24 protein-coding genes and 1 other annotated feature are annotated in these 24,146 nt (G+C 47.3%); of the genes, 1 reads left to right on the plus strand and 23 read right to left on the minus strand.

The genetic code is table 11. The annotated features are described in order from the left end of the window. Positions 1-21: 21 nt before the first annotated feature. The 5 genes from NSQ68_RS16530 to lspA form a co-directional block, all read right to left on the minus strand. Positions 22-1,344 carry a dihydroorotase gene (locus NSQ68_RS16530; protein ID WP_342426562.1) on the minus strand — a complete coding sequence of 441 codons (1,323 nt, stop codon included), beginning with the start codon at positions 1,342-1,344 and terminating at the stop codon, positions 22-24. Positions 1,345-1,402: 58 nt separating this feature from the next. Continuing rightward, complete coding sequence (locus NSQ68_RS16535) at positions 1,403-2,317, minus strand: aspartate carbamoyltransferase catalytic subunit (RefSeq protein WP_023989427.1); 915 nt, start codon at positions 2,315-2,317, stop codon at positions 1,403-1,405. After that, positions 2,314-2,880, minus strand: a complete 567-nt coding sequence (gene pyrR, locus NSQ68_RS16540; protein ID WP_023989428.1) for a bifunctional pyr operon transcriptional regulator/uracil phosphoribosyltransferase PyrR — start codon at positions 2,878-2,880, stop codon at positions 2,314-2,316. The genes NSQ68_RS16535 and pyrR overlap by 4 nt, the downstream gene beginning before the upstream one ends. A gap of 504 nt (positions 2,881-3,384) precedes the next feature. After that, on the minus strand, positions 3,385-4,356 hold the full coding sequence (locus tag NSQ68_RS16545; protein WP_069289976.1) for an RluA family pseudouridine synthase: 972 nt from the start codon (positions 4,354-4,356) through the stop codon (positions 3,385-3,387). 1 nt (position 4,357) lies between these two features. Next, complete coding sequence (gene lspA, locus NSQ68_RS16550; RefSeq protein ID WP_023989430.1) at positions 4,358-4,849, minus strand: signal peptidase II; 492 nt, start codon at positions 4,847-4,849, stop codon at positions 4,358-4,360. Between the two features lie 235 nt (positions 4,850-5,084). On the opposite strand from lspA, the gene NSQ68_RS16555 reads away from it, so the two are divergent. Next, entirely contained in the window at positions 5,085-5,819 is a 735-nt protein-coding gene (locus NSQ68_RS16555) for a TraR/DksA C4-type zinc finger protein (protein WP_342426563.1), read from the plus strand. Positions 5,820-5,841: 22 nt separating this feature from the next. Here the strand turns inward: NSQ68_RS16555 and NSQ68_RS16560 are convergent, their stop codons facing one another. From NSQ68_RS16560 to murG, 18 genes are all read right to left on the minus strand, one after another. Further along, on the minus strand, positions 5,842-6,189 hold the full coding sequence (locus tag NSQ68_RS16560) for a DUF5665 domain-containing protein (RefSeq protein WP_029517740.1): 348 nt from the start codon (positions 6,187-6,189) through the stop codon (positions 5,842-5,844). Between the two features lie 185 nt (positions 6,190-6,374). Continuing rightward, positions 6,375-9,464: an isoleucine--tRNA ligase gene (gene ileS, locus NSQ68_RS16565; protein ID WP_342426564.1), complete on the minus strand. Its 3,090-nt coding sequence runs from the start codon at positions 9,462-9,464 to the stop codon at positions 6,375-6,377. Between the two features lie 78 nt (positions 9,465-9,542). Next, positions 9,543-9,821 (minus strand) — a binding site (T-box leader). A gap of 162 nt (positions 9,822-9,983) precedes the next feature. Next, positions 9,984-10,493: a DivIVA domain-containing protein gene (locus tag NSQ68_RS16570; RefSeq protein ID WP_023989434.1), complete on the minus strand. Its 510-nt coding sequence runs from the start codon at positions 10,491-10,493 to the stop codon at positions 9,984-9,986. Between the two features lie 172 nt (positions 10,494-10,665). Further along, positions 10,666-11,448 carry a YlmH/Sll1252 family protein gene (locus tag NSQ68_RS16575; RefSeq protein WP_342426565.1) on the minus strand — a complete coding sequence of 261 codons (783 nt, stop codon included), beginning with the start codon at positions 11,446-11,448 and terminating at the stop codon, positions 10,666-10,668. 8 nt (positions 11,449-11,456) lie between these two features. After that, positions 11,457-11,714 (minus strand): YggT family protein, encoded by a 258-nt coding sequence (locus tag NSQ68_RS16580; RefSeq protein WP_029517743.1) that lies wholly within the window; start codon positions 11,712-11,714, stop codon positions 11,457-11,459. Between the two features lie 7 nt (positions 11,715-11,721). Then, complete coding sequence (locus NSQ68_RS16585; protein WP_013311078.1) at positions 11,722-12,174, minus strand: cell division protein SepF; 453 nt, start codon at positions 12,172-12,174, stop codon at positions 11,722-11,724. Beyond that, on the minus strand, positions 12,165-12,866 hold the full coding sequence (locus NSQ68_RS16590; RefSeq protein ID WP_029517744.1) for a YggS family pyridoxal phosphate-dependent enzyme: 702 nt from the start codon (positions 12,864-12,866) through the stop codon (positions 12,165-12,167). The genes NSQ68_RS16585 and NSQ68_RS16590 overlap by 10 nt, the downstream gene beginning before the upstream one ends. A gap of 8 nt (positions 12,867-12,874) precedes the next feature. Continuing rightward, a complete protein-coding gene (gene pgeF, locus NSQ68_RS16595; protein WP_342426566.1) occupies positions 12,875-13,759 on the minus strand; it encodes a peptidoglycan editing factor PgeF in 885 nt (294 codons plus the stop codon). Positions 13,760-13,840: 81 nt separating this feature from the next. Further along, positions 13,841-14,185, minus strand: a complete 345-nt coding sequence (locus NSQ68_RS16600; RefSeq protein WP_274481999.1) for a YlmC/YmxH family sporulation protein — start codon at positions 14,183-14,185, stop codon at positions 13,841-13,843. 112 nt (positions 14,186-14,297) lie between these two features. Continuing rightward, entirely contained in the window at positions 14,298-15,080 is a 783-nt protein-coding gene (gene sigG / locus NSQ68_RS16605; protein ID WP_007431182.1) for an RNA polymerase sporulation sigma factor SigG, read from the minus strand. Positions 15,081-15,176: 96 nt separating this feature from the next. Then, the gene (gene sigE / locus NSQ68_RS16610; protein WP_013311082.1) at positions 15,177-15,917 is read right to left on the minus strand and encodes an RNA polymerase sporulation sigma factor SigE; all 741 of its coding nucleotides are present in this window, start codon (positions 15,915-15,917) and stop codon (positions 15,177-15,179) included. A gap of 103 nt (positions 15,918-16,020) precedes the next feature. Continuing rightward, positions 16,021-17,007, minus strand: coding sequence for a sigma-E processing peptidase SpoIIGA (gene spoIIGA, locus NSQ68_RS16615; RefSeq protein ID WP_342426567.1), 987 nt, complete (start codon positions 17,005-17,007; stop codon positions 16,021-16,023). Between the two features lie 191 nt (positions 17,008-17,198). After that, positions 17,199-18,323 carry a cell division protein FtsZ gene (gene ftsZ / locus NSQ68_RS16620; RefSeq protein WP_013311084.1) on the minus strand — a complete coding sequence of 375 codons (1,125 nt, stop codon included), beginning with the start codon at positions 18,321-18,323 and terminating at the stop codon, positions 17,199-17,201. A gap of 67 nt (positions 18,324-18,390) precedes the next feature. Next, positions 18,391-19,662 (minus strand): cell division protein FtsA, encoded by a 1,272-nt coding sequence (gene ftsA, locus NSQ68_RS16625; protein ID WP_039272246.1) that lies wholly within the window; start codon positions 19,660-19,662, stop codon positions 18,391-18,393. A gap of 199 nt (positions 19,663-19,861) precedes the next feature. Then, a complete protein-coding gene (locus tag NSQ68_RS16630; protein WP_069010282.1) occupies positions 19,862-20,626 on the minus strand; it encodes an FtsQ-type POTRA domain-containing protein in 765 nt (254 codons plus the stop codon). A gap of 56 nt (positions 20,627-20,682) precedes the next feature. Further along, entirely contained in the window at positions 20,683-21,993 is a 1,311-nt protein-coding gene (murA, locus tag NSQ68_RS16635; RefSeq protein WP_342426568.1) for a UDP-N-acetylglucosamine 1-carboxyvinyltransferase, read from the minus strand. Further along, positions 21,983-22,888, minus strand: coding sequence for a UDP-N-acetylmuramate dehydrogenase (gene murB, locus NSQ68_RS16640; RefSeq protein WP_307346880.1), 906 nt, complete (start codon positions 22,886-22,888; stop codon positions 21,983-21,985). The genes murA and murB overlap by 11 nt, the downstream gene beginning before the upstream one ends. Positions 22,889-23,033: 145 nt before the next feature. After that, on the minus strand, positions 23,034-24,143 hold the full coding sequence (murG, locus tag NSQ68_RS16645) for an undecaprenyldiphospho-muramoylpentapeptide beta-N-acetylglucosaminyltransferase (protein ID WP_307346883.1): 1,110 nt from the start codon (positions 24,141-24,143) through the stop codon (positions 23,034-23,036). Between the last annotated feature and the right edge of the window lie 3 nt (positions 24,144-24,146).

Here is a 24,146-nt window from a genome sequence, read left to right on the forward strand (position 1 = left end):
TATTTTTTTAGTGGTTTCTATTTATTTTGCTTCGTCAGCAGACCATACCAGTTTGCCGTCTACCCAAGTTTTCACAGGCCAGCCTTTGAGCTTCCAGCCTGTAAAAGGAGTGTTGCGTCCTTTGCTGGCAAATGTTTGTGGATCAACTGCCTGCTCCTGCTCCAGATCAATCATGGTCAGGTCAGCTGGAGCTCCTTCTTCCAAACGTCCCGTATCAAGGCGGAAGACACGCGCTGGATCAGCAGTCATACGACGCACCAGAAAGTCCAGCGTCCACTGTCCGGTAGCTACGAATTTCGTGTACAACAGCGGGAAGGCCGTCTCAAATCCAACGATCCCAAATGGCGCCAGCTCCATCCCTCTTGCCTTCTCTTCCTCACTGTGCGCTGCATGGTCGGTTACGACGATGTCAATCGTACCGTCTTCCAGTCCCTCGATGCATGCCTGCACATCACGTGGGGAGCGGAGCGGAGGATTCATTTTCCAATTAGCATCCAGCCCAGGGATGTCCTCATCTGACAATACCAAGTGGTGTGGGCATACCTCAGCTGTTACCTTGATACCAAAAGATTTCGCGTGGCGGATTAACCGCACTGACTGCTCTGTGCTGACATGGCATACATGATAGTGTGCCCCGGTTGCCTCGGATAACAAAATGTCTCGTCCGACGTGAATGGCTTCGGATTCGTTCGGAATGCCTTTAAGTCCGTGGCGCTTGGCAAATTCGCCGTCCGTCACAGCCGCTCCTTCAACAAGCGTGTTATCTTCACAGTGTGCAATAACCGGCATATCCAGTGCCTTGGCCCGCGCCATGGCGTCCTTCATCATTTGCGCGCTTTGCACCCCGACACCATCGTCAGTAAAGCCGATTGCACCCGCTGCTTTGAGCGCTTCAAAATCTGTCAGCTCGCGCCCCAGTTCGTTTTTCGTAATGGCTGCGTAAGGAAGAACCTTGGCAAACCCGGCTTCCTGTCCCTTTTTCAATACCAGCTGGACTGTGTCCACATTGTCAGTCACTGGACGTGTGTTTGGCATGCAGGCAATCGTGGTAAATCCACCTTTCACCGCCGCACGGCTGCCCGTTTCAATCGTTTCTTTATATTCAAAGCCAGGTTCTCTCAGATGCACATGCATGTCGATTAAACCGGGAATGACCAGTTTTCCCTGGGCGTCGATTTTTTCAACTTCGCGCTCCTGCTCAGATGCCCCTTCTTCTATAAGTAGGCTGACTCCAGCATCTGCATTTGCGATAGCCAAAATCTTTCCGTCGGCGATTAGGATGGATTTCAATTCAGCCTCGCCCTGCTCATTCAATACGCTTGCATTCATTATTAATTGTTTCATCTGAAATATTCCTCCGCTCAGTTTTCTGCAACTTTTCCTACGATCCTACTGACAGCTTCTACAGCTTCATTGCCCGTTCCATAACCGCCATGCGGATCGGAACCCCGTTTGCCATTTGTGGAAAAATTCGTGATTGTTCGCTTTCCACAACCGCACTATCAATTTCCACGTTCCGATTCACTGGAGCTGGATGCATGATAATTGTTCCGGGCTTCAGGTTCGCTGCTCTTTTCTCTGTCAAACCGTACTGCTCTCGGTACTCATCCGCTGAGCGCAACATCCCTTCGGCATGCCGTTCCAGCTGTACCCGAAGCATCATGACCACGTCCGCCTGTAGTGCCTCTTGCATCGGAACATAAGGCGCGTACGCCGCAAGATCAGGTGCTTGCATATTATCAGGAGCGCAGAAGCTAACCTTGGCTCCAAATTTTTGCAAGGCCCACAGATTCGAGCGAGCGACACGGCTGTGCAGAATGTCTCCTATGATGGATACTCTCAAGCCTTTAAGCTCACCGAAAGTTTTTCGCATGGTGTACAGGTCCAGCAGAGCCTGCGTTGGATGCTCATTGTTGCCGTCCCCTGCATTAACCAGTGGAACACTGACCTTCTCAGCGAGCTCTTGCAGCACCCCGGCTGGCTTTAACCGGATGACTCCTGCATCAATGCCCATGGATTCGAGCGTACGTACTGTATCGTAAATGGACTCCCCTTTTTCCACACTGGAAGCCGCAGCGGAAAAGTTCAAAACCTGAGCGCCCAGCCGCTTCTCTGCCATTTCAAAAGAAAAGCGGGTGCGAGTGCTGTTTTCAAAAAACATGTTGGCTGCAAAGCGTGATTGCAGTACTGGAACCAGTTTTTCTGGTTGAGATTCCCAATAATGAGCGCGATCCAGAATGGACTCGATTTCATTTCGGCTAAGTTCCTTTAACCCGAGCAGGCTACGTTCTTTAAGTTGACTGGCTGTTGTGATCATAGCTGTTCCCCCCGGTTCTGAATGATTGTCACTTCGTCCTTACCGTCCGTCTCTTGAAGGGCTACTACGATTTCCTCAGATTTGGAGGTCGGGATGTTCTTGCCGATGTAATCCGGACGAATCGGAAGCTCACGGTGTCCGCGATCTGCTAGCACTGCCAGCTGAATCATTTGAGGTCGTCCGCAGTGCATCAATGCATCCATCGCCGCGCGGATGGTGCGGCCTGTGTACAGCACATCGTCAAAGAGAATGACTTTCTTATCATGAACCGATACGTCAGCAGGATTCATCAAAAGCTCTTTTCCATTTCCTTTAGCTTCGGCTACGCTGCTCCGGTCATCCCGGTAGGCTGTGACATCCAGCTCTCCCCATGGAATTGGTGCGCCTTCAATCTCAGCAATTTTTTCAGCCAGGCGTTGCGCCAGATGAACTCCGCGTGTTCGAATACCTACTAGCACACAATCGTCAATACCTTTGTTTTTCTCCAAAATTTCATGTGCAATCCGTGTCAATGCCCGACGAATCGCAATTTCATCCATCAGTACATGTGTTTCATGACTCATGCTTCCAGCCTCCTCAGGTGATGTTCCCTTCAGACCTGGTCCCGTGTTCGGATACAAAAAAGACTCCTTGCCCAAGTTTGGCAAGGAGTCTCGTGTGAACAGTCTTCCACTGTTCTCCGATCTCTCGGACACACTGAAGACATACCGCCGCAGCGGATGCACTGATCAGTGATCCATTCACGTTACCTTGCCAGCCTCACGGGACTGATTTAAAGGTGCTATTCAGGATTTCCTTTGTCCTGCTTCTCATAGTGTGAGATGGTTAGCCATCTCTTGGACAAAGTTCATCGCAACTACAAGAAGTATGACAGATTGAAAATCGTGTGTCAACACCCGTTCAACCGGAACCACCGGAAGCACTCTAATAATTATACAACTTCATTGTATAATTATCCATAGTTGTTTTTACCCATACCTTATCCCACAATAAAAAAACCGCCAATTAGGCGGTTTAACTTAATAATTTATTCAGGTTTGTGAATAGGAATGCAAATTGTCATTGTTTTAGCGACTACGCAGGGACGCTAACACATCCTCCATATCAGGAGGGATCGGTCTGTTGAATTCCATGTACTCTCCAGTGGATGGATGCTTAAAGCCCAGTACCGCCGCATGCAGCGCCTGACCATCCATACGAACCCCTTTGCTGCGCCCATACATAGGGTCGCCAACCAATGGGTGTCCAATAAATTTCATGTGAACACGAATTTGGTGTGTGCGTCCTGTTTCCAATTGAAGTTCAAGCAGGGTATAATCCCCCAACCGTTCAATGACGAGAAAATGGGTGACTGCATGCTTGCTGTTACGTTCCGTCACTGTGAACAATTTGCGATCACCGGAATCGCGGCCAATCGGAGCATCTACCGTTCCCTGATCGTGGCTCAAATGACCGTGAACTAAGGCTATATATTTCCGAGTCACACTATGGTCCTTAAGCTGTGCTGCAAGTGATGCGTGAGCCTGATCATTTTTAGCCGCCATCAGCAGTCCTGATGTATCCTTATCAATACGGTGAACAATACCAGGACGTAATTCCCCGTTGATGCCGGAAAGATCGTGACAGTGGTACATCAGTGCGTTAACCAATGTTCCCGAAGAGTGTCCCGGTGCAGGATGCACGACCAGACCACGTTGCTTGTTAATAACAATAACGTCCGAGTCCTCGTAAACGACATCCAACGGAATATTTTCCGGTACAATATCTACACTTTCTGGCTCCGGTACCGATAATACAATACGATCTCCTTCAGCCAGCTTGTAGTTCGCCTTGATCGCCGTACCGTTCACCAGCACGCGACCATTTCCGATCCACAGCTGTATCTGTGAACGAGACACTTCCTTCATTTCTTCGGCGATATATTTGTCTATACGCGTTTTGGCATCCCCGGAATCGGCTGTCCATTCCAGAGATTCACCCTCCAGTTCGTCCTCATAAGACAGACCTGCGGCTTCGCCGTTTTCATTCACTTCGCTCATGCTATGACTTCCCTTCAATGCTATCATTGCCATTTCCTTTTTCCCGACGCGATTCCAGCAATGTATCCAAAATAATCAGTGCTACACCGATGACAATCGCCGAATCTGCCACATTAAAAATGGGGAACGTATAGCTCCCAAAATTAAATTGTGCAAAATCAACTACTTCCCCTGAAATAGCTCGATCCAAAAAGTTACCGACTGCTCCCCCCAGCACCAAACTTAGCGCAACAGGAAGTAGCTTTTGTCCAGCCTTGACTGTTTTTCGCAGGTACCAGACGATACCAATCACCACTACAATTGTAATCACGATAAAAAGCCAACGTTGACCTTCCAAAATCCCAAAAGCAGCTCCACGATTTCGATGGGAGGTGATTAAAAAGAAGTTGCCGATGACTGGTATTTGTTCGTACAATTCCATCCGCGTAGCCACCAAATATTTGACTCCCTGATCAATCAAAAAAATAATTAGCGCAATACCAAAATAAATCACAGTCCTTCGTCACTCCGATCCGCTTATATCCGTTGTTGAACCCATTTATTGTAGCATAAGCATTCTCAGATCGTCCACGAGTCCCGCAAGCTTCAAGTACAGATCATCCATAAAATGAACTCCTTCGCATTTGATTAGAATTTCCTATGTAAAAGAGGTCTTCCCGGTGCAAACTACATGGAGCATACTCGACACAACGCATGCGCATGTAAACCTAGAACAAGGAGAGGATTCCATGTCCCCATTGACGGAGCAACAATTGCAGGGCTTGCGTAACGAACTGCTGGAACGCAAAAAAGAAATTGAGCATCGTTTGCAAAACAACGACCATTACGGACTCGGCGATTCCCAACGCGACCAAACCGGCGAGCTTTCTCCTATTGATAACCACCCAGGAGACCTGGCTACCGAAACCTACGAGCGAGCCAAGGATATTTCCTTATTGGAGCATGATGAGTTTCAATTGGAACGTATCAAATCAGCCTTGATGGCAATGGACAAGGGGACCTATGGCATTTGCGCCGCCAGCGGTAAACCTATTCCCTATGAACGGCTACTGGCTGTTCCCTATACCATTTACTGCAAAGAGTACAGTCCCGCAACAGAAGTGTCTAACCGCCGCCCAGTGGAGGAAGAATTTCTCGCTCCCTCGTTCGGCAGAACGAGTCTGGATGAGCGTGATGATCAAAATGGCTTCGACGGTGAAGATGCCTGGCAGATCGTGGAAAATTGGGGTACATCTAACACCCCAGCCATGGCCGAAAGCGGAGAAATCCACAGTTATGATGATATGGAAATTGAAGCAGGCGACGATAATATGGGCTTCGTAGAACCATACGAAAGCTTTGTTGCTACTGACATTTATGGACAAAATGTATCTGTTATTCGCAGCTCCATTTATCAGCGTTATATCAAAGATGGCGAGGGCGAAGGTCTACTGGAGCCGGATACGCACGAAGACGAATCGTGAACTTCAAGGTGGAAATCGCTTCCTAATAGGTAGTAAGCTCCAATTGTCGTTGTACGATCCGTACAATATCAGCGATATAATCACCGATAATCGGCAAATTCAACGCTCCGAGCACTTGCAGCACATAAATAATGGTAGCGGCAAAAAAAGTAAAACCTAGCGCAATGCCGATTCCCCGGGAAACGCCTGATATTAGATTTAGCCAGAGCAATCGCCAAGGCTTATTCAACAGCAAAGCGTAATCTGCAATACGTGTCCGTTCCATCTGCTCTGAGACAGCACGTATCAGCTTTTCAACACGACTTAATCGCTCTGTCTGATTACCTATTTTGCTTTTATCTGTGGCTATGGCAGCTCCTTCTCCGTTCATCCCTCGGAGACTCCTCTTCTGTCTACGCCTTGATCGTGCCGTCATGTGCACAATCCCCCTTTTCCCATGGCTGCCCTGAACGCAGCAAACGAGCCGAAGCACGTAACGGAGAAAACCCGTTTCCGATGCTTAGGCTCGTTTTTATATGCTGCCTGTTATTGTATTATGGGACAGGGGGCTTGTAATTATTCCCCAATATGAACGCCGATGGTTTTACCGTTCACTTCCACATGTTCTGCCGGTTCGGCTTGACCAAATGTCACAGTCGTAACCAATACGTTCTCACGCAACACAGTGTCGAAGCTTGCGATGGCCTGGCGCAGCTCGTTATCTACATTCAACGTCAGCGCCACATACTTTTCAATCGGCAGATCCAGTTTTTTACGGTAATCCTGTACCGCACGAACCACTTCACGTACCCAGCCCTCTTGCTCCAGCGCCGGTGTAATGTCCGTGTTCAACGCTACCGTTAAGCCATAACCAGAAGCAGAAGCGAAGCCTTCTTTCGCTTTTTTCTCTACCAGCAATTCTTCAGCTGTAACTTGTAGCTCTTCACCTTCTGGAGAAGCGACATTTAACATTCCCTGTTCTACAACAGTACGGGTATCCTCAGCAGACATTCCTTTGAAAAAGTTTTGTAGGAAACCGACATTTTTGCCGTATTTCTTGCCTGCTACTTTCAAATTCAGTTTCAGTGTAAAATCTACAAAGCCGCTATCGTCCGTCTCCACATGAATATGCTTCACGTTAATCTCATCTTTGATGATTTCCTCATAGCCACTCAGTTCAAAGTCCTGATCCATGGACAGAATCAACTCGGACAACGGTTGACGCGTTTTCAAACCCGTTTCGTTGCGGACGTTACGCGCCAATTCGACGACACGGCGTGCCGTTTCCATATCTCGTTCCAGTTCCAGATCGATCAAGGATTCATTGGCAGTCGGATAATCATCTAGATGAACACTTTCCCCGTTGCTTAGGTTGAGGTAAATATCCTCTGCAAGCAGTGGTGTAAACGGCGCAAGCAGTTTGGCAGTCGTTAACAGCACTTCGGTCAGTGTACGGTATGCATCCAGCTTATCTTCTGTAAGACCATTGCCCCAGAATCGGTCGCGTGAACGACGGATATACCAGTTGCTCAGCTCATCCACAAACGACTCAATTGCTTTGGATGAGTTCAGGAAGTCATTTACAGCCAGCGCTTTGTCCACTACCAAAATCAGGCTGTTCAGACGGGACAAAATCCAACGATCCAACTTATGAGCCGATGGTTTGAACGGATGCTGTGCCGGATCAAATCCGTCGATATCCGCATACAAGGTCAGAAAAGCATGTGTATTGACAAGCGTATCCACCAGCTTCGATTTAGCCTCACCTACAATGCCTTTGGAAAAACGTTTGCTATTCCATGGTGCACTATCTGACAGCAATGCCCAGCGGAAAGCATCTGTACCATACTCGTCAATCACTTCCCACGGATCAATAACATTACCCTTGGATTTGGACATTTTCTGCCCCTGCTCATCCAGTACATGGCCTGTCGCCATGACAGCTTTATAAGGAGCTTTGCCAGTCAGCATAGTCGAAACCGCAAGCAAGCTATAGAACCAGCCACGAGTCTGGTCAATCCCTTCACAGATCATATCTGCCGGAAATTGCTGCTCGAACGTTTCATTATTTTCAAAAGGATAATGATGCTGCGCAAACGGCATGGAGCCACTATCGAACCATACGTCGATTACTTCCGGTGTACGAGTCATTTCGTATTTACCGCATTGACTACGAACCTTGATATCATCTACATATGGTTTGTGCAGCTCGATGTCCGCTGGTACATCGCCAATAGCACGTTCCCTCAATTCAGCAATACTATGTGGAGCGAACTGTTCTCCAGTTTCTTCACAAACCCAGATGTTTAGCGGTGTACCCCAGTAGCGATCACGACTGATGTTCCAATCCACCAGTTCCTCCAAAAACTTGCCAAAACGTCCTTCACGTATATGCCCCGGGTACCATTCGACTTCGCTGTTGTTGGCAATCAATTGATCCTTGATCGCAGTTGTTTTGATAAACCAGCTGTCCATAGCATAGTACAATAATGGAGTATCGCAGCGCCAGCAGAACGGATAGCTATGCTCGTATTTTTCCTTGCTGTACAGCAAACCTTTTTCGGACAGCATTTTAACAATATCCACATCACAGTCTTTCACAAAACGGCCTGCAAAATCAGTGATTTCCTCTACATAGTTACCTTGGAGATCCACTACGTTGATGAATTCAACACCATTTTCACGGCATACCCGGTAATCATCCTCACCATGCGCCGGAGCCATATGAACGATACCTGTACCGCTGGAGTCTGTTACAAACTTCGCACCCAGAATCTGATTTCCCTTCTCAACCTGAAAATACGTAAATGGCGGGGTATACGTTTGGCCAACCAGTTCTGAACCGGATAGCGTGCCAATCACTTCATGATCGCCTTTAATAACGTCCTCAACCAGATTTTTAGCAACGATGTATACACCGTCTTCCTGCTTCACACGTGCATATTCCAGTTCAGGGTTGACGGCGAGCGCCACGTGACTCGGCAAGGTCCAAGGCGTTGTCGTCCAAGCCAGTACATATTCACCACTGCTATGCAGCTTGAATTTAGCCGTGGCGCTCAGATCCTTCACATCTTTGTAGCCCTGCGCTACTTCATGAGAACTTAGCGTCGTTTGACAATCCGGGCAATATGGACTCACACGATGACCACGATACAGCAGATCTTTTTCATGAATCGTCGCCAAAATGTTCCATACGCTCTCGATATAGTTATTATCCAATGTAATGTACGGCTTATCGAGGTCTGTCCAGTATCCGATCGCTTCGGTTAAATCACGCCATTGTTGCTCATACTCAAACACGCTCGCCTTACATTTTTTAATAAACTTTTCAACGCCGTATTCTTCAATTTCAGGTTTGTGGGAGATTCCCAGCTGCTTTTGTACACCCAATTCTACCGGCAAGCCATGCGTGTCCCAGCCTGCCTTACGTACGACGCGGTATCCCTTCATTGTCTGATAGCGGCCTACAAAATCCTTAATTACACGGCCCAGCACGTGACCGATATGCGGTTTACCGTTAGCTGTTGGCGGGCCCTCATAAAACACAAAATTGGGCTTTCCTTCACGATTTGTGATGGATTTACGGAATGTGTCCTCTTGTTTCCATTTGCTCAGGATGCGTAGGTCACGAGACCGTGCTTTTTCTTTAACATCCACTCTGTTCATACCGTCATACTCCCTCTCTGCTCATCATGATTTCTCTAGCATTTCCTAAAAAAAGCAACAAAAAAAGCCCCATCCCTGTAAAGGGACGAGACTGTGCTCGCGTTACCACCCTGATTCCGTAAAAACAGACCATTAAAAATACAGTCTCATCACGGCTCTCTGAGCCCCACTCAACTACAGCAGGGCGCCATTATAACGCATGGCAAACGGTGATTGCTTACACACGCCATAATCTTAAGCGCTTCAGCTCACTTCTCCGGGAGGATCTTCGGTCATGTTCTGAACGTTGGCTTGCACCGGAAGGCCAACTCTCTGAGGGACAAATCATGACGTACTCGTTCCCATCAACGAATTAAACATGTTAAATTCATCGAAATCAGCAACATCGTTGCCTTGAATAACAATCATCAGCCGACAGACGGATAATCATTGGATTCAGTATAGTATTTACAGTTATAGCCTGTTTAAAGATAAAAGTCAACCCTAACAAAGCCTAATAAAAGCTTGTCAGAAATGAAATTAGTAAATTTCTTTCATCTCACGCTCGCGCTCCAGTACTTCTCGTTCCCGGTTTTCAAGTGCTTCCCAGCCGTCTTGGCTTAACAAGTCAAGCTGTGCTTCCACCAGTGTACGAAACCGTGCTCGGTAAATCGATGCCTGCTTCTTCAGTTCTTCAACCTCCAACGCGATCTTGCGGGATTTGGACAATGCTTCGTTCACAATACGGTCCGCATTTTTTTCCGCTTCCTTCACGATCAGTTGGGATTCTTTCTTGGCGTTGTTACGAACTTCATCTGCGGCTTCCTGCGCTACGATAATCGTCTTACTCAGCGTATCCTCAATCGTCGCGAAATGATCGAGCTTCTCCTGTACGTTTAACAACTCGGTGCTCAGTTCTTTATTTTCACGAATAACGCCCTCGTAATCTTTGATCACCTGATCCAAAAATTCATTAACCTGATCCTCATCATAACCGCGAAGCCGGCGGGCAAATTCCTTGTTATGTATATCCAATGGCGTTAATGGCATGCCGTCCACCTCCTATAAGATTGACAAAAAATACATTTTCCGCGTCACGACGCTCACTATCATCTATCGGTCATCATACCCCGTTTTGTGAATACTGTACAGAGCAAAATCGTTCCAGTTCTTCGCTATAGCTTAATTCTTTCGACAGAAAGCTCGTGATTCCTGCCTACAGCTATACAAACTTACCAATTTTGACACGGAATCTTCCCTTTTTTGTCATCCCGTCTGTTTCAATCACTTTGAAACGCCCAAAACCCTGCATGGAAATAACGTCCCCCGCTTTAAGTGGAGTGGATGGATTCTCCTCCACCTTCCAATTTACCCGGCACCGCCCCGCCCGAATCGGTGTTAATATTTTACTTCGGCTTAGCTTGTACACGTCGCTGGCAATACCGTCCAGGCGCAAAGAAGCGACCGTCAGATCTAGCGCATCTAATGCAACTTCCTTCGTTCGCAGACTCGCTACAGGCAACAGTTCTGTCCATACATGAACACGATGTACCTGCTGCAAATGCATCGTCATAAAATCACCGATCTCTGAAGCTACCAATACATGACACCCATCATCCAGTACATGAATATCTCCAATTTTCCCACGTTTGATTCCAAGTCCCAGCAGGGCACCTAGATAATCACCGTGCTCAAGGGTACCTATTTTATGATCGTCAGATGTGATGGAAAGGACCTGAATTCCCATCTCCTCACCGTCCAAATACGAATAATCGGGCGCAATCAGCGCCCGCTTTCGTTCCGAAGCCATGTATCCGCCATCTACCCTAATCGTGACCTTGTCTTCCTTCGAAGCAAGTGTCTCCAATATGTACTGTTGGCGCGGGTCCAAAAAATCAGTCAGCTTCTGCTCATGATAAGCCCCCGCATGACTGATCCATTCGGAAGCGCGATCCACATAATCCCGTTCATCCGGGTGAAAATGCTCATAAATCTCAGTTCGCATAACTCCTCCTAGACGAGCTTACCAATTAAAGAAATCAAACCGTACGACGCAAAACGCAGAGCAATCAGCGCAACGATAGGTGAAATATCAATCATCCCGAAGATTGGCGGTATAAACCTGCGAAAAGGAGACAAATACGGTTCCACAAACTTGGCTAGTAAATCACCAATCACACTCTCTCTGGCATTAGGAAGCCATGACAGCAGAACATATGCAATGATCATGTACGAATAAATCTGAAATAGCCAGTAAATTACCTCAATCAAGAAAAGTTCACCTCATTCTGTTAAGTTCTTGTTCAGTGTCAGCCAGTATTTCCGTAATAGAGCCTTGAATCTCAACCGTATCTGGTGTACACAGAAAAATATTATTCCCGACCTTGGAAATACCACCACCCAGTGCATACACGGTACCACTCAAAAAATCAATAATGCGTAGCGCCTGATCCTTGCGAATTCGTTGCAAATTGACTACGACGGTGCGATGGGAACGGATATGGTCGGCAATTTCCTGTGCTTCATCATAAGAACGCGGCTCATACAGGACAACTTTCACATTTTTCTGTGAATGGATGCTGACAACATTAGTGCCCTTCTGGTTCTTACGTTTATCAAAGCTTGGGGTTTCAATTTCTTGATCTTCCGGCGTATTCATAACCTCTCGCTCTATAACTTCCTCTTCTTCCTGAAGCCCCAGAAAGTTCATGAACTTATTCATTACGCCCAATGGAAATCCTCCTCTCTTCCGACCAGTACGGAACCAAGCCGCAACCAGGTCGCTCCTTCTTCAACCGCCACTTCAAAATCATTGGACATCCCCATAGACAAGTGAACGATGGGTTCCCTGGTCAAGGCTTGTCCATTTAATCTATCCCGTAATTCACGCAATCCCCGAAATACAGGCCGAGTTTTTTCCGGGTCTTCCTCATGAGGAGCCATCGTCATCAAGCCAATCACGTCCACATGTTCCAGCTCGCGAATTTGTTCCAAAAAGGGGACAACCGCCTCAGAGGACAAGCCATATTTAGACATTTCCCCAGAAATATTGACTTGCACAAAAGCTTTAACTCGCAGTCCCAGAGCAGCTGCCTTCTTATCCAATTCCTGAGCGAGTGATAAGCGGTCAAGCGAATGTATAAATTTAAATTTTCCAATCACATCTTTAACCTTATTCGTTTGGAGATGACCAATAAAATGCCACGTTCCCCGGTCACCCAGCTTGCTCCATTTATCCGCAGCATCCTGCCAGCGATTTTCGCCCACATGCTCTAAGTCGCTATCCAATACCGATGTCATTGTTGCCGCCGAAACATATTTCGTGACAGCGATCACATTTACTTCATCACGCGAACGTCCGCTTCGGGCACATGCCGCTTCTACACGGGCATTCACTTCTTTAATTCGTTCCTCCAAAGACACGGGAGGACTCACCTCTCTTCCAGACCAATCCAACTCGCCATTCTTCCTGTGACGCCGCCTTCTTTGCGATATGAAAAAAACAAATCGCTACGGCTACTCGTGCATAAGGTAGTACATTCGATATGGCTCGGCAATATTCCTGCTTTCATCATAATGTGTCGATTGCATTGTTTCAAGTCAAGTAGTGTTTTACCGTCGGCTAAGGGGAAGTAAACAGAACCTTCCCATTTATCATTACCCGGGCAATCATGCTCCAAAACCCGAATTTGGTTCATCACGTGCTCATCCACCTCATAGGATTCAGAACCAATGGAAGGACCAATAGCAGCTAGTATATCAGACGGCTGAGATCCATATTCGTTTTGCATGGTCTGTACCATTTTCAATGCGATTTCCGCAACGGTTCCCTTCCAGCCTGCATGCGCCAACCCAATCACACGGCGCACTGGATCACAAAAATATAAGGGTACACAGTCTGCATAAAAAGACGTCAGCAAAATGCCAGGTACATTCGTCAACAGTCCATCTGTGTCCTGAAAAGCGGATGCACGATCTATAAAGCCCCGCCCGCGGTCAGCAGCCTTGACCACAGCAACATGATGACCATGAACCTGCTCACCGCACGTCCATGCTTCAGCAGCAAAACCAAGTTGCTCAGCAATGAGCCGCCGGTTACGAATGACTTTCTCGGGGTCATCTCCTACATGAAACGCACAGTTCAGACTAGCGTAGGGCGCCTCACTGACACCTCCATGACGACCTGTAAAACCCGCTGTTAATCCCTGAACCTGTCGTTCCCAAGATTGAATATATAACAACTCCGGTACGGGACGTCCGCCATCTTGCATTGGCATAGCCCCCGTAGCCTCGGTATTCACTGCAAATGGTTCCATTCATTCTCACCTCTACTGCCCAGTGTACCAAAAAGCCGCCGCTGTGTCTTCACAACTCACTAAAATACGTGGATCCACTGTTCAAAAGCCCCGCCGTTCACTCCGCTCCTGACGTTCGATATACAACTGTTCTTCCCCTTCGCCCGGCGGCTCATGCAATCCTTCCAAACGTACAAGCACAACATCCGAACCAATTTTCACAATATTGCGCCACGGAATGACCAACTCGCTTCCCCCTCCAAACCAACCCATAAAACGGCTACTGCCTGGAACCACAATGGCTTCAATTTTCCCCTGCCGCACGTCAATCTCCAAATCACTGATTTGTCCCAGACGTCGCCCATCTACAATGTTAATGACATCCTTAGTTTGAAACTCGGAAATTTTCATTGCTCTTACTGACGTTTCCGGTGCACTCACACGCATCACATCCTTTATTTCACTATATGAGCGAAAGAGCCCAAAAAATGTCCTGTAAACGCAAAAACGATCCGGATAGGATCGTTTTTATCGCTGAATCATTCAAGCATTCATTTCATTAGGACTTTACATGTTTTTGCATTTGCTGTATAGCCGACTTCTCTAATCTTGAAACCTGGGCTTGAGAGATACCGATTTCGTCGGCAACCTCCATTTGCGTCTTTCCTTCATAAAAACGCATAGACAATATCATCTTTTCACGCTGGCCCAGGCGATGCATCGCTTCCCGCAGAGCGATTTCCTCAATCCATGAGACGTCTTTATTTCTGTCATCACTGATCTGATCCATCACATAGATTGGGTCGCCCCCGTCGTGATATATCGGCTCGAACAGCGAAACCGGATCCTGAATTGCATCCAACGCGAAGACAACATCTTCTTTAGGCACATTCAGTGCCTCTGAAATTTCAAAAATCGTTGGTTCCCGCGAGTTCAGATTCGTCAGACTGTCCCGCACCTGAAGCGCCTTATATGCAATATCCCGTAACGAACGGGATACACGGATCGGATTGTTATCCCGCAAATAACGGCGGATCTCTCCGATAATCATCGGCACCGCGTAAGTGGAGAACTTTACGTTTTGCGAAAGGTCAAAATTATCAATCGCCTTCATTAGGCCGATACATCCTACCTGAAACAAATCGTCCACAAACTCTCCCCGATTGTTAAATCGTTGAATTACACTCAGGACGAGTCGGAGATTGCCGTTGACCAATTTTTCTCTGGCTGATCGTTCATTATTTTGCTGAAGTGATGTGAACAACTCGCGCATTTCTGCATTGGTTAATACCGGCAGTTTGGCGGTATCCACACCGCAAATTTCCACTTTGTTTCGGGTCATCGTGTCTTACCTCCCAAGGAGCAACATTAATGTACATTATCTCCTGAGGGCATTTTTTTATTCGCCGTTTCCATCGCTTCCGGATATACCCATGCATTATACCATTTTATTAAATTCTTTTCGTAAGCGCTTTATTATTCGTTTTTCCAGACGCGAAATATACGATTGCGAGATACCCAACAGGTCAGCAACATCCTTCTGTGTCTTCTCTTCTCCGTCTTGTAAGCCGAAGCGCAGCTCCATAATCAAACGCTCTCGATCCGTCAACTTATCCAGTGCCTTATGCAATAATTTACGGTCTACCTGCTCTTCAATATTACGGTAAATGGTATCATTTTCCGTCCCCATCACATCGGAAAGCAACAACTCGTTACCGTCCCAATCAATATTCAGAGGCTCATCAAAAGAAACTTCCGTTCTTGTTTTACTATTGCGACGCAAATACATCAAAATCTCATTCTCAATGCATCGGGACGCATAGGTGGCAAGTTTGATTTTCTTCTCCGGATCAAAAGTGTTAACCGCTTTGATTAGTCCAATAGCACCGATGGATACGAGATCCTCAATGTTGATTCCCGTATTCTCAAATTTACGGGCAATATATACGACTAACCGTAAATTTCTTTCGATTAGCATCGACCGTACTGCTGCATCTCCAGAAGAAAGTTTTCCCAGCAAATATTCTTCTTCGTCTCTCGTCAGCGGTGGGGGGAGCGCCTCGCTGCCGCCAATATAATAAATTTCTTCACTTTTCAGCCCAAATAAAAATAAAATACGATAATATTGCAATTGCAACGCTAGCCTAATTTTCATCTTCAATTTCATCTGTTCCCGCATATCATTCTCCCCCTTTTAAAAATGTGCAATTCCATCTGTGCCGTCCATTTCATCATTGGATATTTCTTGTCGCCTTCAAACATCATTTTGTGTTTATGCTCCATCATCCTGATTCTGTAAAATGTTTACTCAAATGTGCATCTCGTTTCTGGTTGGTATCAGCACTGCCCTCTTCTTGTGTCGTCACATCCGGGTGGATGATAGCGCGATACTTCCCCTCTGCCGACAATGTTCCTCCGTCCAAGCCAATCAACACTCGATGATGTACAAAATGAACCCCATTCATCACCACCTCTACCCGGTCTGGTTTAAGGGCCAGCATAAAGGAATGACTGCGGTTAATTCCACGATAGGGGACGAGACGAACACGATCCTGCCAGCTAAACGATTCGTCTCCCAGTTCCATCACCAGTTGGTCAGCATTACCCTCAGAACATTTTTGGATCCAGGAAGCGGGCAAATACGACTCCCACAAGGCCGCCTCCATGACCATCACCGGGGTTCGGGTCAAAGGATCATGGAGCTGGTTACCTGTATCCAACAAGCCTGTACACTCAATATGATCCTGCCCAATCCACACCTGCACTTGTCCCAGAAACCCACTCATCCTTTCTGTGCGCTGCTTTGAGGACTGCACAATACGAAAGAAAAGCATCACTCCGCCAAATGCGCATAAAATAAACCAGAATGCAATTTTCAGTTCAAAAGACATTCCTCCTGAAGCGGTGTACCAGATGCCATTAAACAATTCCCCCGTATTTTGGAGAAAATAATGCATCCCCAAAATGCCACCTGCAGCTACAAAATTGATCATGTAAAAGGCACCCATTGTACGTAGATACTTTTGCATGCTGCCAAATCCAAAAGCCACCAGCAGCATAATGACCGATAATGCCAGTTTGATCAGGAACGTAAATAAAAAGGACAGTTCCGGCACAAACATCATGACCACGTACATTGCGCCGATTCCAGCTGAAGCCATCAACCTCCACCACACTGGACGGATTTTTCTCATCCAGGCGGTGACCATCAGCAACACAGCATCAATGAACAAATTGGCCAAAAAAATCAAGTCGATATAAACAACCAAGGCTTCACCCGCCCAGCATTTGCAGGATAGGCTTAAGTATAGTAGTCATGCTGTTCAAAGTCTGTCTAACGGTGGGGACGGTGACCGACTAATTTTGTCGGAAAGAGGAGAAGCACCTGAACTGCAGGAGGATACGGAAAACAGAAAGAAGCCCGCATCTCCAGGGAGAATGCGGGCAGTCTGAATTGAAACTAGTTATCGTTATTATTATTGCGCGAACGGTTACGTAAAAATGTAGGAATGTCTAATTGATCACTGCTTTGAGTGTTACCAAATGGACGCAAGTTAGGAGAGCCTTTTTCCGCCGATTCGGAAGTAGCCGGATTAGCTGCCGGTTTACGTCCCGGTGCCGGTTGACTTGGCTTGCCTTCAAAGCCAGTGGCAATGACGGTAACCTTGATCTCTTCTTTCAACTCTTCGTCAATGATAGCACCAAAAATCATGTTTACTTCCGGATCGGAAGCCGATGTTACAATTTCAGCTGCCTCATTAACCTCATACAGAGACAGGTTGTTGCCGCCAGTGATGTTCATAATCACACCGCGAGCACCTTCAATGGATGTCTCCAACAACGGGCTCATGATCGCCTTGCGTGCTGCTTCAGCCGCACGATTTTCACCAGTTGCTTCGCCAATCCCCATCAAAGCGGAGCCACGCTCCGTCATGATCGTCTTAACGTCAGCAAAGTCAAGGTTGATTAGACCCGGTACAGCGATCAAATCTGAAATACCTTGTACCGCCTGACGCAGAACATTGTCCGCTTCGCGGAATGCTTCCAACATTGGGGTTTTCTTGTCCACAATTTCAAGCAAGCGGTCATTCGGGATTACAATCAAAGTGTCTACTTTTTCTTTTAATCCCTCAATACCAAGTTCAGCTTGATTGGAGCGCTTACGCCCTTCAAACGTGAAGGGTCGGGTTACCACGCCTACAGTCAGCGCGCCGCATTCCTTGGCAATTTCAGCAATGACAGGAGCCGCTCCGGTTCCTGTACCGCCACCCATTCCCGCCGTTACGAATACCATATCCGCACCTTTGAGCGTATTCATAATGAGCTCACGCGACTCTTCAGCCGCTTTTTTACCCACATCTGGGTTAGCGCCAGCACCCAGACCGCGGGTCAGCTTATCGCCAATTTGAAGCTTATGCTCAGACTTCGCTAAATGAAGTGCCTGGGCATCTGTATTAACTGTAATGAACTCCACACCCTGAACACCATTTTCGATCATTCGGTTAACCGCATTGCTGCCGCCGCCTCCGACGCCGATCACTTTAATTTGAGCCAAGCTCTCCATTTCAAAATCAAATTCCAACATACTATTCCATCTCCCCCTCAATGTGCATGGATGGCCCGTCCATGATTGGCATAATTAGCAATGAACGTTATATAAATTCACTGAACATATTTTTTAAGCGTTCAATCAACCCCTGCTTTTGCTCGCCTTCCGCAACGGGACTACTGCTTTTGGTCCGGTTAGTCGGCTTCTTGGCACTTCCGCCACTGTTGCTAACGCTAGTCGATCTTCCGCGATAGTAACGAATAGCATTATGCAAGATTCCAACTCCGCTCGTGTAGCCCGGATCCCTTACACCGATAAAATCAGGTACGGCGATCCTTACGGAAGCGGCCAGTTCGCTTTGTGCCACCTGAAGTACACCAGGCATGGAGACGGTGCCTCCGGTAAGTATATAACCTCCCGGAAGCTCTGTGTAACCCAAGCGCTTAACTTCCGCCTGAATGAGTTGAAAAATTTCCTGCACTCTCGGCTCAATAATAGCAGCCAAATCCTGCTGGTTGAACTCCTTATCCACATTACTGCCGATACGTGTCACTTTAAAGACGACATCGACTGCCGCATCATCATACCATGCGCAGCCGTATTTAAGCTTTACTTTTTCGGCTTGATCGGTAAGGGTCCTCAGTCCGTAGGCAATATCATTGGTTACAAACTCTCCACCAATCGGAAGTGTTGATGTGGCAACAATCGTTCCTTCCTGGAAAATGGCAACATTCGTAGAACCTGCACCAATATCCACTAGAACTGAACCCATTACCTTTTCATCCTTCGAAAGAGACAATTGTCCGGCTCCAAGAGGCAGTAAGACCAGATCTTTAATCCTCAAGCCAGCTTTCTCAACGCAGCGCAACAGATTATGTATCGGGGTCTTGCCTCCAGTAACAATCGTAGCCTCTACTTCGAGACGAACTCCGATCATACCGCGAGGGTCCTGAATGCCTTCAAGGCCATCTACGACATACTGCTTGGCTACCACGTCAATAATTTCTCTCTCCGGTGGTACGGCAATAACTTCAGCTGCCTTCAGTACACGCTCAATGTCCTCCTCACCGATTTCACGGTCCTCGTTGGACACGGCTACTACGCCATGACTATTTTGCAGGCCAATATGATTGCCTGAAATCCCCACATACACTTCTGTTATTTGAATACCAACCATGCGTTCTGCGTGATCCACGGCGTTACGGATTGATTGCACGGTTTGATCAATGTCTACAATTGCACCTTTGCGAATCCCTTCCGAGTCGGCAGATCCAACTCCAATAATATTAAAGGTTCCATTATTCATTTCCCCAATAATAGCCCGAACTTTGGATGTACCGATGTCCAAACTAACAATGATGTCATTGTTGCTCAAGTCTGTGGCACCTCCTGACTCCAAAATGAATTTCGTTCTTTAAACACACTCTGTACATATTCAACAAACTCCATGCTTTCCCTCTTTTTTCTACAAATTTTTTAGAAGCCAATTTATGGTTGCAGTCACATAAAAATTTGAAGAAAAAAGAAGGAGGCAAGTCTATTACCCATAAAATCAATTCTAGCATTTTTTCACATCACTGAGTAGTATCTTTTTCTTGGCTCTCTTCACTCGTATCTGGTTTGAACGGAACGTAGGAATCCGCCTCCAACATTGTGATCAAACCTGGATCTTCTGTTTCTAGCACCTGATTCAAATAGCTGATTTTAGAATTCAGTAGAGAAACGGTTGTAATAACCTCAAACTGGGAACGTGTGTACATTTTGATGCGGTCCGGAAAAGAAGGAATCGGCGCAGGAATGATTTCCGAAATATCAGCAGTCCATTCCCCCGGAATGCGTGATAAAGCATCACACAGCTTCGCTTTGTACGGATCATCAGATTTCCATTTGGTCAAAATAGGCTTCTCAACGGCTATTCCGCTACTCCCCACGCCCACGCTTGTCCCATTCGCTAGAATAGCACGAAGGCTCCCGTCACTCTGCAACTCGTAAGCGACCGTAGCAAACTCTTTAATGTGAATAGCAATAATACCCGGAAACTGCTTGTCCACTGTGACTTGCTGTATCGATTGAATTTCCCGCAACTTCTCAGAGATGTCAGATGAACTGACTCCGAAATACTGATCTCCAACAGCCAGACCGCTTCGGTTAAGAAGCTGGTCTCGGGTCGAAAATACATTACCATCAAAACGAATTTCAGAAACCCGACTCAACGAAGAACGGAAAAAGAGAACAGCGAGCAATACGATAAACAACAAAATGAGAAGAATAGCAATCTTCCGGCTTGTTCTTTTTTTCGTTCTGTTCTTTTTAAGAACAGGTATTTGAGCATTTGGCATAGCTTCTCTCCACAAAAGCCTTTTGTCCCCCCGTTAACGGAGGGACATTACAGGCATTAATTTACGAAATCCAGTTGCTCCGGCACCGGAGACTGACGACTCATTCGGGCACCCAGTCCCTGGAAAAGACGCTCGATCCGGTCATACCCTCTGTCAATATGATGAACCTGCTCGACAATGGTACGTCCTTGAGCCGCTAGACCCGCAATGACCAGCGCAGCCCCTGCCCGCAGATCAGTAGCCTCTACCGTAGCCCCGTACAGACGTGAAACTCCTCTTATAAAAGCAGCATTTGCATCAACCGTAATATCAGCACCCATTACATTTAGTTCATCCACATGTTTGAATCGGCTTTCGAAGACGGTCTCTTTCATGACACTGAATCCGTCCGCCAAAGAAAGCAGAACCATGACCTGAGATTGCAAATCCGTCGGAAAAGACGGGTAAGGGGAGGTAACGATCCTCTCCACTGCTTTGGGACGGCTCATACAACTTACGGTCATTATATCATTCAAGATGCCGATTTGAACACCAGCCCGCCTGAGGACATGAATCAGAGCAGACAAGTGGGATGGATTGCAGTGTGTCAGCGACACACTACCTCGTGTAGCTGCAGCTGCGATCATAACCGTTCCAGCAACTATGCGGTCAGGAATGACCTCATACGTACACGGATTGAGGCAACTGACCCCCGTAATTGTAATCGTGTCGGTTCCAGCACCGATAATGCGGGCTCCCATGGCATTCAAGAAGTTTTGTAGATCCTGGATCTCCGGTTCCCTCGCTGCATTGGTGATCGTTGTTCGTCCTTCAGCCAACGCAGCGGCCATCATAATATTTTCCGTTGCACCTACACTCGGGAAATCCATGTGGATGTCCGAGCCGATCAGCTTGTGGGCTCGAAACGTAATTTGCTCGTCTTTTTCCTCTATCTCTGCGCCAAGAGCTTTTAAGCCCTCTAGGTGAAGATCAATTTTGCGCTCGCCTATGGCGCAGCCTCCGGGCTGGTAAATGGAAACTTCTCCATATCTGGCGAGCAGCGGTCCCATCAGAAAGATAGATGAGCGCATTTGCTTCATCAAATCTTCCGGAATTTGGAACGTTCGGACGGACGACGTATCCACGTATACCGTTTCCTCTTCATGTCGGCATGTACAGCCGAGTCTTTCAAGGATGTGCAGCATGACCTTAATGTCTAAAAGATGGGGTACATTCCGAATTTCTACCTTACCTTGTGCAAGTAAACTCGCTGCAAGAATAGGTAGTGCCGCATTTTTTGCCCCATGGATACGTATGGTGCCTGACAGGGGACGGCCTCCCTCAATCACCAATTTGTCCAATGTATCACCTCCGAGTTTACCGCTCACCCACTACGAAAACCTCCGGAACTAGCTTGATGCCGGTTTGAGATGATATTGTACTTTGAATATGCTTCATTAGGGTAAGCACGTCCTCTGCTGTCGCTTGACCGGTATTTACAATGAAATTGGCATGCTGTACAGATACCTCTGCGCCTCCCGCCTTCAAGCCCTTGAGACCTGCGCTCTCAATAAGACGGGCAGCATAGTCGCCTGGAGGATTGCGGAACACGCTTCCTGCACAAGCTAACTGTAGCGGCTGAGTCAGCCGACGACGGTCTTTAAAAGCCGCAAGCGCTGCTGAAATTTCCTCACGGTCGCCCCGCTTCATCCGAAACACTGCCTCTGTCACCATTCCACGTTGCTCATGCAACACGGAGTGACGATAGCTGAAATGCATCTTCTCGGCATCGTACACAGCCAATTCCCCTGTATCCAGCACAATCTCAGCGGACTGGAATATTTGTGACACATCAGACCCATGGGCACCGGCGTTCATGTAGACAGCCCCACCGACCGATCCTGGGATACCACCAGCAAATTCAAGACCGGATAGGCCCTGCTTGCTGGCCATAACGCACAGTTTGACCAGTGAAACGCCTCCTCCAGCAACGATCTGTTCATCTTCAAAATGAACATAATCAAATCCTGGCCCCAGCTTGATCACAAGTCCCCGTATCCCTTTATCAGAGACGAGCATGTTGGAGCCCCGCCCCAACTGCATCCAGGGAATTCCGTGCTCGCTAGCCAGCTTCAAAACTCTTGCCAGCTGCTCTTTGGTATCCGGGATGACAAGTGCATCCGCAGGGCCTCCAATCTTCCATGTCGTATATTTGGACAGCGGCTCATGCTCCAGCACTTTTCCGATATCATGCTCCGCTAATAATGGCATCCATTGCTGCATTGTACTGAAACCTCCTTGTTGCTTGCCCGCATGGTTATAAGGCTCTCACCTGACAACCGGCAGCCTGAGTGATGGTCACAATCTATAAGGTATCCTATGTAAATACCATCCGGTGTGTGACAACCGCCCAATTCTACGCTGCAGACTACCTTTTACGGGCAAGACGTTCCATTTCTTTTACTAAAATATCCGCTGAGTCAGGCTTGCCAAGCGCAGACGCCGACTGCGCCATGCGACTCCGCCATGCCTTATCCTTCATAATTCCCGCTATAGATTGAAACAGGGCCGGGCCACTCAGTTCCTTTTCTACAATCATGACGGATGCACCTGCCTTTTCAAGCGTACGAGCATTAGCCTCCTGATGGTTATTCGTCACATTAGGTGATGGGATCAGAATGGACGGAATGCCGAGCGATGTAATCTCTGCCAAGAAGGACGCACCTGCGCGATTAACAATTAAAGAAGTACAGGCCAGCACCTCTGGCATATTGTGAATATAGGGAAGCACATGTAGATGATTGGGCAATGAGCCGATCTGATTCCGTATGCTATCCAGCGTTTGCTCGTAATAAGATTCACCGGTCACATATACAAAATGGACGTCTTTCAGTTGCGAAAGTTGCGGAGCCATCGCAATCATGGCGTCATTAATGGCCTTCGCTCCCCTGCTGCCACCGACCACAAGGACGACTGAGCTGTCCATCGGAACTCCAATCGTAGCAAATCCCCGATCCCTGTTAGCCAAACGAACTGTTGTAGCACGCGGGTTCCCGGTGTACAGTACATTTTTAGCTTTGGGGAAAGCTCCTTCTGAGCCTTCAAAGCTAACAGCCACTGTATCCACATAGCGACTCAGAAATGTATTAGTCAGCCCTGGAATTGCATTTTGCTCATGAATAATGCTGGGAATTCCCAACTTGGAAGCTGCATAAACGACGGGGCCACATACATATCCCCCAGTTCCAATAACGACATCTGGCTTAAATTTCTTTAATAATGCTTTGGATCTGCGAACCCCTTTGAAAAAACGCATGATCGTTTTTATATTTTCCACAGACAAGCTGCGACGAAATCCTGTGATATCAATAGCCTCAAATGGAATTTTTTCCTGAGGAACCAACTTACTTTCGAGTCCTCGTTGACCGCCAATGTATAAAAATTCAGCATCTGGATCAATTTCTTCGCACTGTCTGGCTACGGCCAGCGCCGGATAAATATGCCCTCCGGTGCCGCCGCCGCTCAACACGACGCGCATAAA

The sequence above is a fragment of the Paenibacillus sp. FSL L8-0158 genome (assembly GCF_038592965.1).
In the GTDB taxonomy this organism is placed as follows: Bacteria; Bacillota; Bacilli; order Paenibacillales; family Paenibacillaceae; genus Paenibacillus; species Paenibacillus polymyxa_D.

Coding starts and splice junctions, on each gene's coding strand:
- NSQ68_RS16530 (WP_342426562.1), bottom strand. CDS start 1,344: ATGAAACAATTAATAATGAATGCAAGCGTATTGAATGAGCAGGGCGAG.
- NSQ68_RS16535 (WP_023989427.1), bottom strand. CDS start 2,317: ATGATCACAACAGCCAGTCAACTTAAAGAACGTAGCCTGCTCGGGTTA.
- pyrR (WP_023989428.1), bottom strand. CDS start 2,880: ATGAGTCATGAAACACATGTACTGATGGATGAAATTGCGATTCGTCGG.
- NSQ68_RS16545 (WP_069289976.1), bottom strand. CDS start 4,356: ATGAGCGAAGTGAATGAAAACGGCGAAGCCGCAGGTCTGTCTTATGAG.
- NSQ68_RS16555 (WP_342426563.1), top strand. CDS start 5,085: ATGTCCCCATTGACGGAGCAACAATTGCAGGGCTTGCGTAACGAACTG.
- NSQ68_RS16560 (WP_029517740.1), bottom strand. CDS start 6,189: ATGAACGGAGAAGGAGCTGCCATAGCCACAGATAAAAGCAAAATAGGT.
- ileS (WP_342426564.1), bottom strand. CDS start 9,464: ATGAACAGAGTGGATGTTAAAGAAAAAGCACGGTCTCGTGACCTACGC.
- NSQ68_RS16570 (WP_023989434.1), bottom strand. CDS start 10,493: ATGCCATTAACGCCATTGGATATACATAACAAGGAATTTGCCCGCCGG.
- NSQ68_RS16575 (WP_342426565.1), bottom strand. CDS start 11,448: ATGCGAACTGAGATTTATGAGCATTTTCACCCGGATGAACGGGATTAT.
- pgeF (WP_342426566.1), bottom strand. CDS start 13,759: ATGGAACCATTTGCAGTGAATACCGAGGCTACGGGGGCTATGCCAATG.
- NSQ68_RS16600 (WP_274481999.1), bottom strand. CDS start 14,185: ATGCGTGTGAGTGCACCGGAAACGTCAGTAAGAGCAATGAAAATTTCC.
- sigG (WP_007431182.1), bottom strand. CDS start 15,080: ATGACCCGAAACAAAGTGGAAATTTGCGGTGTGGATACCGCCAAACTG.
- sigE (WP_013311082.1), bottom strand. CDS start 15,917: ATGCGGGAACAGATGAAATTGAAGATGAAAATTAGGCTAGCGTTGCAA.
- ftsZ (WP_013311084.1), bottom strand. CDS start 18,323: ATGTTGGAATTTGATTTTGAAATGGAGAGCTTGGCTCAAATTAAAGTG.
- NSQ68_RS16630 (WP_069010282.1), bottom strand. CDS start 20,626: ATGCCAAATGCTCAAATACCTGTTCTTAAAAAGAACAGAACGAAAAAA.
- murB (WP_307346880.1), bottom strand. CDS start 22,888: ATGCAGCAATGGATGCCATTATTAGCGGAGCATGATATCGGAAAAGTG.
- murG (WP_307346883.1), bottom strand. CDS start 24,143: ATGCGCGTCGTGTTGAGCGGCGGCGGCACCGGAGGGCATATTTATCCG.